The 14,461-nt window shown below is 53.8% G+C and carries 14 protein-coding genes and 8 tRNA genes; 3 read left to right on the top strand and 19 right to left on the bottom strand.

Features of this window, described 5'->3' with window-relative positions; translation table 11 throughout:
• Positions 1-32 precede the first annotated feature (32 nt).
• The 14 genes from ACJJI8_RS13685 to msrB form a co-directional block, all read right to left on the bottom strand.
• A complete protein-coding gene (locus ACJJI8_RS13685) occupies positions 33-1,565 on the bottom strand; it encodes a DcaP family trimeric outer membrane transporter (protein ID WP_444905837.1) in 1,533 nt (510 codons plus the stop codon).
• Positions 1,566-1,744: 179 nt separating this feature from the next.
• On the bottom strand, positions 1,745-2,575 hold the full coding sequence (queF, locus tag ACJJI8_RS13680; RefSeq protein WP_444905838.1) for an NADPH-dependent 7-cyano-7-deazaguanine reductase QueF: 831 nt from the start codon (positions 2,573-2,575) through the stop codon (positions 1,745-1,747).
• 7 nt (positions 2,576-2,582) lie between these two features.
• Positions 2,583-3,356, bottom strand: a complete 774-nt coding sequence (locus ACJJI8_RS13675) for an ABC transporter permease (protein WP_444905839.1) — start codon at positions 3,354-3,356, stop codon at positions 2,583-2,585.
• Positions 3,353-4,288, bottom strand: a complete 936-nt coding sequence (locus ACJJI8_RS13670; protein ID WP_444932706.1) for an ABC transporter ATP-binding protein — start codon at positions 4,286-4,288, stop codon at positions 3,353-3,355. The genes ACJJI8_RS13675 and ACJJI8_RS13670 overlap by 4 nt, the downstream gene beginning before the upstream one ends.
• A 203-nt stretch (positions 4,289-4,491) precedes the next feature.
• Positions 4,492-4,567: transfer RNA gene (locus ACJJI8_RS13665), tRNA-Gly, on the bottom strand.
• 33 nt (positions 4,568-4,600) lie between these two features.
• A tRNA-Glu gene (locus ACJJI8_RS13660) sits at positions 4,601-4,676 on the bottom strand.
• Positions 4,677-4,794: 118 nt separating this feature from the next.
• A tRNA-Gly gene (locus ACJJI8_RS13655) sits at positions 4,795-4,870 on the bottom strand.
• A gap of 33 nt (positions 4,871-4,903) precedes the next feature.
• Positions 4,904-4,979, bottom strand: a tRNA-Glu gene (locus ACJJI8_RS13650).
• Positions 4,980-5,097: 118 nt separating this feature from the next.
• Positions 5,098-5,173: transfer RNA gene (locus ACJJI8_RS13645), tRNA-Gly, on the bottom strand.
• Positions 5,174-5,206: 33 nt separating this feature from the next.
• Positions 5,207-5,282 (bottom strand) — tRNA-Glu (locus ACJJI8_RS13640).
• A gap of 118 nt (positions 5,283-5,400) precedes the next feature.
• A tRNA-Gly gene (locus ACJJI8_RS13635) sits at positions 5,401-5,476 on the bottom strand.
• Position 5,477: 1 nt separating this feature from the next.
• Positions 5,478-5,553, bottom strand: a tRNA-Glu gene (locus ACJJI8_RS13630).
• A 159-nt stretch (positions 5,554-5,712) separates the two neighbouring features.
• The gene (locus tag ACJJI8_RS13625) at positions 5,713-6,489 is read right to left on the bottom strand and encodes a DUF1499 domain-containing protein (RefSeq protein WP_444932705.1); all 777 of its coding nucleotides are present in this window, start codon (positions 6,487-6,489) and stop codon (positions 5,713-5,715) included.
• Positions 6,486-6,902: a peptide-methionine (R)-S-oxide reductase MsrB gene (gene msrB / locus ACJJI8_RS13620; protein ID WP_413665066.1), complete on the bottom strand. Its 417-nt coding sequence runs from the start codon at positions 6,900-6,902 to the stop codon at positions 6,486-6,488. The genes ACJJI8_RS13625 and msrB overlap by 4 nt, the downstream gene beginning before the upstream one ends.
• 186 nt (positions 6,903-7,088) lie before the next feature.
• On the opposite strand from msrB, the gene ACJJI8_RS13615 reads away from it, so the two are divergent.
• Positions 7,089-8,303: a pyridoxal phosphate-dependent aminotransferase gene (locus ACJJI8_RS13615; protein ID WP_108732567.1), complete on the top strand. Its 1,215-nt coding sequence runs from the start codon at positions 7,089-7,091 to the stop codon at positions 8,301-8,303.
• The gene (locus ACJJI8_RS13610) at positions 8,303-8,704 is read left to right on the top strand and encodes a hypothetical protein (protein ID WP_444896621.1); all 402 of its coding nucleotides are present in this window, start codon (positions 8,303-8,305) and stop codon (positions 8,702-8,704) included. Before ACJJI8_RS13615 ends, ACJJI8_RS13610 begins: the two co-directional genes overlap by 1 nt.
• Positions 8,705-8,738: 34 nt before the next feature.
• On the opposite strand, the gene ACJJI8_RS13605 is transcribed toward ACJJI8_RS13610, so the two are convergent.
• From ACJJI8_RS13605 to ACJJI8_RS13585, 5 genes are read right to left on the bottom strand one after another with little or no spacing between them, the layout of a single operon-like run.
• A complete protein-coding gene (locus ACJJI8_RS13605; RefSeq protein WP_444932704.1) occupies positions 8,739-9,680 on the bottom strand; it encodes a class I SAM-dependent methyltransferase in 942 nt (313 codons plus the stop codon).
• A gap of 3 nt (positions 9,681-9,683) precedes the next feature.
• Positions 9,684-10,835 (bottom strand): ATP-NAD kinase family protein, encoded by a 1,152-nt coding sequence (locus ACJJI8_RS13600; protein ID WP_444932703.1) that lies wholly within the window; start codon positions 10,833-10,835, stop codon positions 9,684-9,686.
• On the bottom strand, positions 10,826-11,947 hold the full coding sequence (locus ACJJI8_RS13595; RefSeq protein WP_444932702.1) for a 4-phosphoerythronate dehydrogenase: 1,122 nt from the start codon (positions 11,945-11,947) through the stop codon (positions 10,826-10,828). The genes ACJJI8_RS13600 and ACJJI8_RS13595 overlap by 10 nt, the downstream gene beginning before the upstream one ends.
• Positions 11,944-12,837 (bottom strand): 5'-3' exonuclease, encoded by an 894-nt coding sequence (locus ACJJI8_RS13590; protein ID WP_444932701.1) that lies wholly within the window; start codon positions 12,835-12,837, stop codon positions 11,944-11,946. Before ACJJI8_RS13590 ends, ACJJI8_RS13595 begins: the two co-directional genes overlap by 4 nt.
• Positions 12,834-13,418 (bottom strand): elongation factor P hydroxylase, encoded by a 585-nt coding sequence (locus ACJJI8_RS13585; RefSeq protein WP_444932700.1) that lies wholly within the window; start codon positions 13,416-13,418, stop codon positions 12,834-12,836. Before ACJJI8_RS13585 ends, ACJJI8_RS13590 begins: the two co-directional genes overlap by 4 nt.
• A 293-nt stretch (positions 13,419-13,711) precedes the next feature.
• Between ACJJI8_RS13585 and ACJJI8_RS13580 the strand changes: the two genes are divergently transcribed.
• Complete coding sequence (locus ACJJI8_RS13580; protein ID WP_108732560.1) at positions 13,712-14,398, top strand: hypothetical protein; 687 nt, start codon at positions 13,712-13,714, stop codon at positions 14,396-14,398.
• Positions 14,399-14,461 lie beyond the last annotated feature (63 nt).

Below are 14,461 nucleotides of genomic sequence, written 5' to 3'. Positions count from 1 at the left end.
CCTGAACACCTCTTTTAAATACATTGCTGTTTTTAGAACGTCATTCGGGTCGTAAATTGTGTCCGCACCAGAGACCCCCTATCACCATTCTTGTCTTTGCGAGCGCCGTAGAGCACCTCGATTCCAGTCAGCCAACGGGGAAAGGGTAACCAAACAATATTGATACTGCGGTATTGGGTTGCTTTGTAGGAATCACCGGGTTGGAAGTCCAGATTATCCTGTCTCACCCTGCCATAGGTCGCTACGGTATACAGGCAAGGAGTCCACCAGTGCTGGTACCCCAGATACCAGGCTGTAGTGTTTAGTGCCTCTACGGAGTTATCAAAAAAATCATAAGCTGCATCTGGTGGCGCGTCATTAAGTAGACCGCTATATCCCGCACCGAGGGACAAAGAGTAATAAAGAACATCCTTGGAAAGTACGCCGGGCATATTGAAAGTGCCGCTTAAATTTAATCCCCAGCCGGTAGTTGATACGGCTGAATCCGGATCGCCACTCGCGCGCAAATCCCTTAATACCAAACCCGCTTGTACCTGGGACCTAGGCAAGTCCGACTCCAGCGCAAATACCGCATCGGGCCAGCGGGCAACCTCGGTTGCATCCTCGAATATTTGTGAGTCCGGCGCTTCAATAGCCACCTTAAAGTAATACTGTGGCCCGTACCTCTTAATCCATCGGACCATTGAATGGCGCAAGCCAAATGCCGAATTAGGCCCCTGGAAATCCAGGGTATTGGGGACCGCTTCCAAGTTCGCAAATGTTGACCACTGCTGCCCCACAAGAATACTGCCCCCCCATAGCGCATTGCTCACTTCTCCATAAGCTTTGCGCATACGGGGATTGGGAGTGGTAACACTGGAGTCCTGCAGGAAGTCCATCGAAATCAGGGTTTTAAATTCACGTCCCTCCCAGTGCTGCAGGGTCTCAAATACCAACCTGGAGGTTTGCACGGTAAATTCTGTCTGCCCGTCTGCTCCCTCTGCAGCCGTTTTGTCGAAAGTCACAATATCGGCAGGTACAAATTGTGCGGGGCTGATGATCGCGTCGGTATCATAATTGACATCCAAGTCCGCAAAGCCACTGATCTTCGCTTTCATCGTATTTCCCAACAAAGGAATGGAGCCAGGCCACTCCGTTGTCGCATTGGCAATCACATCTTCGATATCACTGGGGTCAGGTACCGCCTGATCAGACTGGGCCCGCGGCGGAGGCAGCGAACCAGGTGGAACTTCCTGGCGTATTTCCTCAATCTGTCGCTGTAAATCATTCATGTCCTCCTTGCTCACCGGTGCTTCAACGGGCTGTACAGGAGTTACTTCCAGAGACGGTCGGGATGGTGGTGCCCGTTGCATTTGCTCAATTTGCCGACGCAGGACTTCGAGGTCTGCCTGTTGTTTCTGAATCTGAGCCTGCTGCTCTTCCAGCTGCTGTTGCTGGGCCTCAATCACCCGTATCAGATCATCAGCTTTAACATAAACTTCTGCAGTGGAGGATTGGGAAAAAAGAAGTGGGGCAAAACCGATTACTACGGCAGGAATTACTGGGGACTGGGTATTAATCTCCATCTGTCAGCCTCAACTCCACCTCCTGTGGGGCGGCCAACACAACTACACTGTCGGTTTCCCCGGCCTATCTGGAAAGCGTAGCTTAAGAGTCCGCAGCGCCAACCCAGGCCGGCACCAAGCAAAGATTGAAATTGAAGGACCGTACCACCGGGGACTCCGGTGGCACTTAAGAAAGGAAATTACTGACGGGCAAAACGCGAAGGCATACGTTTCTCAATGCGAGTCGATCTCAGCGGATTAATATCCAAGCCGCCACGGCGGGTATAGCGGGCACATACAGTTAACTCGGTAAATTCCGCCAGCTGTTGCAAGTCGCAAAAGATACGCTCGACACAGTGCTCGTGAAAATCCTGGTGTTCGCGGAAGGAGACAATATAAGCCAACAGTGCCTCTCGCTTTAGTGCCGGTCCTTTATAGTCCACAACCACTGTCGCCCAATCTGGTTGTCCCGTTACCGGACAATTACTGCGCAGCAAGTGGCTATAAAGAACCTCACTCACATCTTCCTCACCGCCTTCGAGGGCGAGGAGTGCGGGGTCCGGTTCGTAATTATTCACTTCTATATCGAGATGATCCAGACAGTAGCCCTCTGGCTTCTCAACTGCCAGCGCTGCATCTTCCACATCCATCAGGGTAACGCCGACATTTGCCCCCGCCGCTGCAGAGAGATCCCGCACCAGGGCATCCTGTACCAATCTCCAGGATTCAAACTTGCTCTGGTTGAAAGAGTTTAAATACAACTTGAAGGATTTTGACTCCACCATGCAGGGGCTTTCCGCAGGAAAACTAAAACGAGCCACCGCCACCTGTGGTTTGCCCCTGGGGTTCAGCCAGGAAAGCTCAAAACCCCACCATTCGTCCTCTCCAAAGAAAGGCATTGCGCCGGCAGAAAGCCCCAACTGGGCTCGGGATACTGAGCGCTGAATTGGATGGAGCAACTCGGGGTTGTAAGTGGATTCGTAGGTGGTCTCCTGCCCCAGGGGGAGGTTTTGCCAGTCTTCTCTTGTCATAAATTTCTCAATGTCTCAGTCGCTTACCGTGGCTCATCAGATAAATGGCCCAGGATGCCAAAAGCGTAATAAATACCAGGACGCCAAAAAATGCCCCGGCAACATTAATATCGGAAACACCCAAAATGCCGTAACGGAAGGAGTTCACCATATAAAGAATGGGGTTCAATTTCGACAACCCCTGCCAAAAAGGCGACAGCAGGTCGATAGAGTAAAACACGCCTCCCAGGTATGTGAGGGGAGTTAATACAAAGGTCGGAATAATAGAGATAGCATCAAAACTATTGGCAAAAATAGCATTGATAAACCCAGCCAGGGAAAACAGCACCGCCGTCAAAAATACAATCGCTACCGTGACAAAGATGTGCTCTACCGTCAGTGAGGTAAAAAACATCGCTACGAGAGTCACTATCAACCCCACCATTAATCCCCGTGACACGCCACCGAGTACATAGCCCGCCATAATCACCCAATTCGGCGTTGGCGAGACCAGAAGCTCCTCCACACTGCGCTGAAATTTAGCGCTGTAAAAAGACGAAACTACGTTGGCGTAGGAGTTGGTAATCACCGACATCATGATCAAACCCGGCACAACAAACTCGATATACGGATAGCCCCCCATATCACCAATTCGCCGACCAATCAGGGAGCCAAAGATCACAAAGTACAGTGACATAGTGATTACCGGCGGCACCAGGGTCTGCGGCCATATACGCATAAAGCGCCGGACTTCCCGACGGTAAATAGTGCTGAATGATATCCAGATTAATCTGCCCTTCACTCTTCTAGCCCCGACATTTTTTCTTCCGACAACATGGACAGGAACAATTCCTCCAAGCGATTAGCGCGATTTCGCATACTGGTAACTGTGATGCCCTGCCGCTGCAATGACGCAAATACCTCGGTCAGAGATTGCCCCTTTTCAATAGTGACTTCCAGTGAGTGATTGTCCCGCAAACGCCCTTCATAACCGGACAAGTCCGGGCACTCAGTGAAAAATTCCGCGCAATCCAGGATAAAGGTTTCCCGGTTCAGGGTTTTCAGCAGTGACTTTATCGAAGTGTTCTCGACAATAGCGCCCTTGTCGATTATCGCTATATTGCGACAGAGGCTCTCGGCTTCCTCCAGGTAGTGGGTGGTGAGGATAATTGTGGTGCCCTGCTGGTTTATTTTTTCCAGGAAACTCCACATGGAACGCCGCAGCTCTATATCCACTCCGGCTGTGGGTTCATCCAGAATCAGCAACTTCGGTTCGTGAATCAGCGCGCGGGCAATCATCAATCTGCGCTTCATACCGCCGGAGAGCATGCGCGCCTGGGTAGCGCGTTTATCCCACAGACCCAACTGTTTCAGGTATTTCTCAGTGCGTTCTTCAGCCAGTTTGCGCGGCATACCATAAAAACCGCCCTGGGTAACGACAATGTCGAACACTTTCTCAAACTGGCTGAAGTTAAATTCTTGTGGCACAACACCTAACAGGCGCTTGGCCGCAGCAAAATCGACGTCGATATCCTCACCAAAAATCGACACTGAGCCACCGCTTTTGCGCACAAGGGAACAGATGATACCGATTGTGGTGGACTTCCCCGCCCCATTGGGACCCAGCAGCGCAAAGAAGTCTCCCGGCTGCACGTCAAAACTGATGCCTTTCAGGGCCTGGAAACCATTGTCGTAGGTTTTCTGTAAGTTATGGATCGATAGCGCAGCGCTCATCTTGCACTCCTATAGTGGGGAGCGTTATTCAACGCGCTTGCCCGAATAATTTCAACCTGAGGGGAGCTAGGGTTTTTCATACACGTCACTTGGTGGGATGAACCGGAACTTGCACAAGTCCCGGGCAAAAGTAACCGTGCAGAAGATAAGAATTACTATATCGGAAAAACAAAAAGCCGCTCGATTGAGCGGCTTTTTATTTTTGGAGCGGGAAACCGGGTTCGAACCGGCGACCTCAACCTTGGCAAGGTTGCGCTCTACCAACTGAGCTATTCCCGCAATTGATCCGGTAGCATTGCTACCGGGTCGTATTGGCATCCCCAAGGGGAGTCGAACCCCTGTTACCGCCGTGAAAGGGCGGTGTCCTAGGCCTCTAGACGATGGGGACAGAAACTTGCACTTCGATCTTGCGATCCGGTGCTGCCATGCTGTCCATGGCAATGCCACTGATTTCTCGGTGACGTGCTCTCCGAGTTGACTAGAGATCATCTCGCAAAGCAGAAAATTGGAGCGGGAAACCGGGTTCGAACCGGCGACCTCAACCTTGGCAAGGTTGCGCTCTACCAACTGAGCTATTCCCGCAATTGACCCGGTAGCATTGCTACCGGGTCGTATTGGCATCCCCAAGGGGAGTCGAACCCCTGTTACCGCCGTGAAAGGGCGGTGTCCTAGGCCTCTAGACGATGGGGACAGAAACTTGCACTTCGATCTTGCGATCCGGTGCTGCCATGCTGTCCATGGCAATGCCACTGATTTCTCGGTGACGTGCTCTCCGAGTTGACTAGAGATCATCTCGCAAAGCAGAAAATTGGAGCGGGAAACCGGGTTCGAACCGGCGACCTCAACCTTGGCAAGGTTGCGCTCTACCAACTGAGCTATTCCCGCAATTGATCCGGTAGCATTGCTACCGGGTCGTATTGGCATCCCCAAGGGGAGTCGAACCCCTGTTACCGCCGTGAAAGGGCGGTGTCCTAGGCCTCTAGACGATGGGGACAGAAACTTGCACTTCGATCTTGCGATCCGGTGCTGCCATGCTGTCCATGGCAATGCCACTGATTTCTCGGTGGCGTGCTTTCCGAGTTGACTAGAGATCATCTCGCAAAGCGGAAATTTGGAGCGGGAAACCGGGTTCGAACCGGCGACCTCAACCTTGGCAAGGTTGCGCTCTACCAACTGAGCTATTCCCGCGTGGCATCCCCAAGGGGAGTCGAACCCCTGTTACCGCCGTGAAAGGGCGGTGTCCTAGGCCTCTAGACGATGGGGACCCAGAAACCTTCTGTCGTTTCGCTCCACCTTTGAGTGTAGCCCTGCGTCAGAAGTGGGGCGCATTCTATGGATCACCGCTAAACCTGTCAACACTCTTTTTGATTTTTTTTCTTTTGTTGTCAGACACTTACAAAACCCAGCCATTTCTGGAGTGCATTCTAGTACCGCTCTGTGCCAGTTCCCTCGAGCACCAGCGCATGCAGGTGCAACTCTTCCAGAAATTGGCGGATACGCTTCGCATTGGTACCCAAGTCACTGACCCCGACTCGAGAGCTGGAACGCACATCGACTTTGGAGCCACCACCCACGTCAGCGCTGACCCGTACAACGATATCGTCCGTAAAACCGAGAATCGGTGTTTTCGCTACAGCCTCCAGGTGGCCCCGCTGAGGCTCATAGGAAACCACTTTCCAACCCAGGTCTTCGGCCACTTCAGCAGCGATCTCAGTGGTACGAGCTATCGGGAAGTCCACGTGCAACGGCATTATATCGGCATATATATCCGCCTCCCGCTGCAATTCGGCCACCTTCTCTCCACCGTATTCGGCACTGTTGTCGCCTTTCTGGCGCAACTTCAATACCTCTTGATACTGGGGGGGATTGCGGGTATCGGTACTGATGTCGTGAATTCTTGGCACATCGAAGTTGCCCTTGCCTACGGTTACCAGAGGTATTGCCACCGGCAGCAGTCCGAGCAACGCCGCCCACAGAGCATTGCTGCGCACCAACGGCTTGCTCTTGCTCACTCCCCAGACAAAAACAAACAGGCTCAGTAGCGCAATTGCCAAGGCTGCACCGCCAGAAAACACAAATATTTTGAAAACCACAGAGAAGTGCAGCAGCCCGTAACGCAAGGCGGCAGCCGCAAGGACGATCAGCAGTAACTGAATCCACTGCACCCGCAATAGCCAATTACTCCAGTGTGATTCCGTCACTCAGTGTCATCCTCCGTTTCATCACTGCCCTGGTCCAGCTTCACCGATAGAGAGTTCACACAGTAGCGAAGTCCCGTATCGGTGGGACCATCGTCGAACACATGACCGAGATGGGCATCGCACTTACTGCAGCGAATCTCTACACGCTGCATACCGTAGCTGCTGTCAGGCAGCTCCTTCACCGCACCTTCATAATGCTCTGCATCAAAGCTGGGCCAACCACACCCGCTCTCAAATTTTGACTGCGAGCCGAATAAAACCTCGCCGCAGCAACGACAACGATAGACGCCATCGTCAAAAACATCCCAATATTCGCCGCTAAACGGCGCCTCTGTCCCACCTTCCCGGCAGACCTCAAACTCCTCATCTGTAAGCTTATCCCGCCAGTAGTTCTCATCCATCTGTTTTGACATACTCTAGTGTTTCCGTAATCAATTGGGGTTTCCGGTCAGGCGTCACTTTGTGGCAATGCCTATGTGTATCGGTTCCCGGTTTCCCGCAGGAGTGGTACCTACCGCTGGTGGACATTACCCGGTTTTCGCGCACTGAACTCGCGGCCCTGGGCCGCTCCTGCTCTGCAATAGAGCTTCCAGGTCACCATGAAGGACATCAATAAATCAGAAAAACTGCACGGCGTCTGCTACGAAATTCGCGGCCCCGTGATGGAGCAGGCCCAGCGCATGGAAGAGGAAGGCCACCGCATCCTCAAGCTGAATATTGGCAACCCTGCCCCCTTCGGTTTTAACGCCCCCGACGAGATTATCCAAGACGTCATTCACAATCTCTCTGAGGCACAGGGCTACGTCGAGTCTAAAGGGCTCTTCGCTGCGCGTAAGGCCATTATGCAAGAGTGCCAGACCCTGGGTATCCCGGGCGTCGAGATTAACGATATTTACCTGGGCAACGGCGTCTCCGAACTGATCTCCATGAGCACCCAGGCCCTTCTCAACAATGGCGATGAAATGCTGTTGCCAATGCCCAACTACCCCCTGTGGATGGCCGCCACCAACCTCACCGGTGCCAAGCCAGTTCTCTATCGCTGCGACGAGGAGTCCGGATGGCTGCCTGATATTGAGGATATCAAAGCAAAAATCACTTCAAAAACCCGCGGCATAGTGGTTATCAATCCCAATAACCCTACTGGCGCCGTTTATCCCCGGGAACTACTGGAGGATATTGTCGAGGTTGCCCGCAGTCACAACCTGGTGATCTTCGCCGATGAGATTTATAGCAAGATTCTCTACGACGATGCGGAATTTACCCCGATGGCCAAACTGGCCCCGGACGTGCTCTGCCTGAGTTTTAACGGCCTGTCCAAGTCCTACCGCCTGGCCGGCTTCCGCTCTGGCTGGATGGTTATCAGCGGCACCAAACACAGGGCCAAAGGTTTTATTCAGGGGATGGAAATACTCGCCTCTATGCGCCTGTGCGGCAATGTACCCGCCATGTTCGCAGTACAAACCGCTCTCGGTGGCTACCAGAGTATTAACGATTTGGTCCTGCCCGGCGGGCGCCTGCGCCAACAGCGAGATATGGCCCACCGCATGCTCAATGACATTCCCGGTGTGAGCTGTGTCAAACCTAGCGGTGCTATCTACTTGTTTCCCAAGCTGCATCTGGATCATCATAAGATCGAAAATGACGAGCAGCTGGTGCTGGATTTCCTGCGCCAGGAAAAAATACTACTGGCTCAAGGCAGTGCCTTCCATTGGGATGCACCGGACCACTTGCGTATTGTCTTCCTGCCCCGTGCCGACGACTTATCGCATGCGATGGAACGCCTGGGCGACTTTTTGGAGCGATATTCCTGCTGATGCTGGACGATTTACATATTCACGATTTTTACCGGGATGCCGGCAGGGTACTGCTGGCAATGTTTAATCAATTCCCGGTACCGGCAACCGTTTACGTGGAAGATATTTCCGGCCCCGACTCACCGGATGAGTACGGGCTGCACTCCCCCCGCCATTTAGCCTGCCTGGGGTCCATGACCTGGCTAAAGCAGAGTGGCTATATCAGCTTTTCCCAGCTGGTGCGCCAGGAGGCGATGGAGGATGCGGTATTAACCCACAAGGGTTTCCTGCTAATGATTAATGCCGGAGCTGAGTCCGGGCAGAGCAACGCCCAGTTGCTCAACAGCGCTGTGCGCGAGGGATCATCAGGCCAGTTGCAGGCGCTGATGGAGCGCTTGATGCGGGAGTTTGCCGCGCTGTAAGGGGTTCCTTAATGCGCGGCATTGACAATCGCCATTACCGGGATTGGCGACGATATTTAACGTGCAACATTTTTAGGGCAGCATCCGGGTCCCGATCAGGGAAATCCGGGTTCTGCTCCAAGCGCGCTACAACTTCATAACCACTGTCAGATCCGAGGATTAACTCCCTAAACTGGGCTTCGCTGTGCCGTGGCGAGTTGATCACCATCAGCAGATCCGCCTCAGCGGCGAGACAAGCGGGCAGCTGCCTCAGCAACTTTTCATAATTCTGGCTGACATCGAAGCGACCTTTCTGTCGCGTCGGCGGATCGACAATGCCCAGGTCAAAGGGGCCGCGACGATCGAAGCGCTTGAATTGACGCAGCGCATCGAATTGCAGGAACTGAACCCCTTTGAGGGACAGCCCATTAACCTCGTGATTTTCCCGTCCGCGATTTAAAACACCGCGATTGACATCCACATTTACAATATCGATATCACCTGCCGCTCGCGCGACCGCAGAAAAGGCACAGGTGAAAGCGAAAAGATTGAGCATTTTTGCCGACGCCTGCCCAGCCCTTGCACGTACCTGCTCTTCAAGCCAGGCCCTGCCCGGCTCAATATCCAGGAAGAAACCCACATTTTGTCGATCAAACGTGAGGGGGAATTTAAGGTCTCCACGCTGCGCGACCGGGTCTGTTACCGGCTCGCCAAAGTGCCACTGCAAAGGAGCCCCAGGGAGATAGCGTCGCTGTGCAGCAACTCCTTGATAACCTCGCGCCTCAGCCATTTGCCAGAGCTTTTCACACAGCTCTACTTCACCTTCATATTCTTCAAAAAAAGTCACCAACAAAGCGGGGAAAAAGCTGTCAACGCAGACCTGCTCTAAGCCCTCATAGCTGCGACCCCGGCCGTGAAAAAAACGGCGGCTGTCGCCAACAATTTGCCCTAATTTATTTTCTACCTGCTCCAGCAGTAACTGCCAATCTGCACTCATCGCTTATTCAATATCCCCGTTACTCAGTGGATAAAGAATGGCATCCCGGTAGCCGGTAACCACTCGAATAAAACCACTCCACCGTTTATCAAGCTTGGGGTTACCGCTATCGATTAATAGCGGGCGCCCATGCAATTCTGTAATTTTTGTTTTAGTCGCAACCACGATTAAATTATCGCGCCCAACGCGCCGCAGTACATTGGCTGATAATTGTTGGTTACCCCGGCCAATTAAATGACCCTGGCCACCAATGGCGGTGAGAATGATTTTTACCGGCCCACTGTGATCGGCGATAGCCTGTTCAATTTGCGGCGCACTGACATCCAGCTGCAACAACTGGCCATTCAGTAATAAATCCACCCCCAACAGGGTTCCCTCACAGCCCAACTCGCTGAGGATTGCCAACGTAGTAGAGCCTGGGCCAACGACATACAGGGTTTGCGGGTCCAGGTCTTCGGTAATCTCTGCGGCGATATCTGCAACTGCCAGCTCTTCCACTTCGCGGCCGGCATTTTTTACCGCCTGTAAAAACTGACCTTCCTGGGGCACCAGCAATTCGCCGTAGTAACGCGTGGTTACCCGCCCACCGCGGAATGACTGCTCATCAATATCCCGCACTTCACGCTCAGCGAGGTCCACCAGCTGCCCCGCCATCAGACGGCGCAAAACCTCGCCACCCGCTTTAGGGGAAATCGCAAAACAGGCGGAGTGCATTTTCACTCCGGCGGGAATACCCAGTACCGGGAAATTATCTCCCAGGGCATTGACGATATTTCTCGCAGTGCCGTCACCGCCAATAAAAACAATGAGGTCTGCACCATTGTTGCGGATAGTGGCTGCTGCACGCTCTGTATCTTCCGGGGAGGATGGCGAGCACTCGGCCACGCCCACTTCACAGACAGAAAAACCGAGTTTACGCGCTGTACTGGCCCCCATATCGCCGGCAAAGCACAGGATTTCCAGCTCATCCTTATAGGGTTTTAGCTCCTCAAGGGCCAGCGCCGCACGCTGATTTGCCTGGGGTTCGATACCTGCGTCCAGCGCGCGTTGCACCGTTTCGGCACCATCGCTCCCCTTGAGACCTGCCGGGCCACCAATGCCAGCCCAGGGGTTAATAATTAAACCAAGCTTTTTTACTTGTTTACTTAACTGCACGCCAACCCCAACACTTCCAGTTGCCGCTTCTCTTCGTCACCCAAAGTCTGGGCTGAAGTTTTGTAGTGACTGAACTCCAGACGCTCGGGGTACTCTTTACGCAGCAAATCAAAAGCCTTCTCCATCGGCACATCACCTGCTGCCGCCGCGCGCAGGCGGCGATCATCCGCACGGGGGTTGTACATCTGCAACAGTAATTCTTCTGCTGAGTCTCCCGCGATCTCTTTAGATGTGACAGCCGGCTGACATTCCGCAGACATAGGTGCAATACCCAATTCCCGGCACAAGGCCTCGCGAATCATACGGGTGCCGGCCAGCTTCCCATCCAGACTGTAACCGGCAATATGCGGTGTCCCCAGGTCAACATGCTGCAATAATTCAGTATCAATATCCGGTTCGTTTTCCCATACGTCCAGTACGGAAGTAAAACGCTTACCCCGCTGGATTTCCCTCAGCAGTGCCCGGTTGTCTACCACCCCACCCCGGCCGGCGCTAATCAATACGCTGCCATCGCGGAGCTGACGCAACTGCTCTGCTCCAATCATATGGAAACTGGGGTAGGTGCCGCCCTTAACCAGCGGTGCGTGAAGGCAAACAATATCCTGGCTCAGCACCTTTGCCAGCTCACTCGCATCCGGGTTTTCCGGTAGCCAGGGATCGTAAACTGCGCAGGAAACCCCGAGGGCATGCAAGCGCTGTTGCAATAATCCGCCCACATTGCCGCAGCCCACTATGCCGAAGCTGCGCCCATGCCAGTCAATTTCCAGTGCCGCCAGGGTGCAGAAAACATACTCCACCACGGAGTTGGCATTGCAGCCAGGCGCGGCGCTCCAGAAGATCTCATTGCGTTCCAACCACTGGGTATCCAGGTGATCAGTGCCTATGGTGCAGCTGCCAACAAAGCGCACCCGGGTCCCCTCCAGCAGGCTTTGATCAACCTGGGTGACCGAGCGCACCAACAAAATATCCGCATCAATTAATTGTTCTCGGCTCAAGGTGCGGCCGTGGTAGCGCTCCAGCGTTCCCAGATCACCGAAATACTCCTCCAACGCAGGAATATTCTCATCGGCGACAATTTTTAATCCCGCACTCTGTGCAGCGCTATCCGTCATGTAAGTTCTCCATCAACACCCGCTAAGGTGCGTTCAATCTTCTTGCTGAGGCCACCGATACCAAATTTCTCCGCCAGGGCACGGGCCAGATAGACATCTACCGGCTGCGGGCGCAAATCTGCCAGTTTTATATCCAGAGGAACCCGCTCCTCAAGACTGGTCAGGCGCTTGGCTAGGTGCAGCTGCTCTTCGTATTCCTCTATCCGGGCCACCAATCCCTTGGCTCCGCGAATGGGTATTGTGGCAAGGGTATCGAGCTGCTCCAGCAACATTTCTATAGTGTCGAATGCCTCTAACAGGCGTGCCGCAGTCTTTGGGCCAACCCCGGGTATCCCGGGAATATCATCGCTGGTGTCTCCCACCAGGGCCAGATAGTCGGGAATCTGCTCCGGGCGCACACCGAACTTTTCCCGTACGCCCTCGCCATCCAGGTGCCGGTCGTTGGCAAAATCCCACAGGGATACAGCGCCCCGAGCCAGCAGCTGCCCCAGATCCTTGTCCCGGCTCACGACCACTGGGTTATGCCGGTGCAGCTTCCGGGTTAACGTGGCCAGTATGTCATCGGCCTCGTAGCGCTCACTGGAAAAGCTGGCAATACCCAGTACCTCAGCCATTTCCCGGCACGCAGCCAGCTGGAAAGCCAGGGCTTCATCGGGCAATGCGCGACTGCACTTATAGTCCGGGTAAATCTCATTGCGAAAACAGCTTCCCAAAGATTCGTCGAAGGCGCAGGCAATATAGCCCGGTTGTCGCGCCAACATATCCAACAGGAAGTTAGTAAAGCCGTAAACGGCTTCAGTGGAGTAGCCACTGCGACTTTCCCAGTTGGGCGGCAGTGCAAAGTAGTAGCGAAAAATATATACCGATGCGTCTATGAGATAACTATTCAAGAGAGATCCGCCAATTGGCAGCTGCCCCGGTCAAAAGGATTGGGACAACCGAATTCCTTCATCAGGGCTTCGGCGAATGCACAGGCCCGAGGGTTGGGCCGGGTATCACAATAGTCCAGAACTTGCTGCCAGATGGCCTTTTTAAACGGGTCGCTGGCGCCCAATCCATTCTCCAGATTGTCGGCGCTCACGCGGAACTTGAGTCCGCAAGCCCGTGCAAAGATCCACTCAAGGGCCTGTGGCTTGACCTCTACCTGCTCAAACTCAGCCTGCTGGTCGGCACTGCGACCATCCGGCGCATACCAGTAACCGTAATCCGGCAACTGCCGCCGGGCCTCTCCGGCGACACACCAGTGCGCCACTTCATGCAAAGCGCTGGCGGCATAGTCCAGGGTGAACTCTACCTGGTGGTAGGTTTGACCCTCCCCCCTGGGCCGGTAATAGGGCTCGCAAAAGCCCCCGCGAAGTCGGGTATTGAGCCCATTTGGGTCTGAAAAACAGTGATCGAAGACTCTGACAATACGATCAGCCATTGGCAGTTTCGTAGGAACAGAAGCCATTTCTGCGGTTGCAACAGGCAAGGCGTTCTCCGGGATACCTCAAAGGCGGGGACTATATCAACGCCTGCGCCCCGATCAAAGCGCAGGCGCTTGCGGGGCGCAAAAGGCGCTGGTTGTATTTCGGCAAATCAACATATACCTTTAGGAACAGGGATGCCGCAGAGGGCGTGTCCTTCTAGCGTCTCCCCGAGGAGGGAATTAAAGCAATCAAACACCCTCCTGCCCCAGTCTTCCTTCAGAGGTAGGGCATTTCGCTGTCGCACCTTCATCTGACGTGGAGACGGTATACAACCGGCCCTGCAAGGAGGTGTTCCATGACAGACCACAGCATCAACAATGTGGTTGACCTCTTCACCGGCGAGCCCATCGAAACTTCTGCGGACAGGCGCTTTATTCGTCTTTCGCCGGAGCTAGACGGCTTGGAAATGCTCTACTCCAACAACTCCAGCGGCACAGATCTATATAGCCTGAAAGTTTTATGCTGGGGTCTCAAAGCAAATGGCGAGGTCGTAGGCCTCGTTCCCTGGTTAAACACCATAGTGGCCTGTCCCGACATCAAGGACCCTCTCGACGGACGCTTTGAGGGCTACTATGACCCCGGCATTGAGGAAATCTTCCATCAGCCCCCCATTCACAAGATCGTCGAGCTGGAGACTGCGGCGGAATACTTTGAATACGAGAGCAATAAAGCTGAGGAAGTACTCCAGGAGATCCCCGACACCATCGGCACCCACGCTGTGTTTATGGATGAACAGCGCGAGAACCTGACACTGATTGAGGTCGTCAGCTGGAGGTTGCACGCCGACGGGGAGATTCACGGCATGCTAATAGACCACGATATTGTTGAAACCACTCCGGTTTTACCGGGGGATCACTGCCTGTACCCCGCGCAGGAGAGCGAGGGATTCCGGTACTTTTTCCAACACCATATCGCTAACAAAATTAAATCCGAGGACCCCGAAGCCCTGGCCGCTATCGCTGCCCTGGTGACAGCTCCCTAGGGACTGTTGGGTCTTAATATTCAGGAGTGTGCCAGCCCCCGCCAATGGCATGGGGGCTGGAGC

This window comes from Microbulbifer maximicatervae (SeqCode) (assembly GCF_052467695.1).
This window is presented reverse-complemented; position numbering and strand designations above follow the sequence as displayed.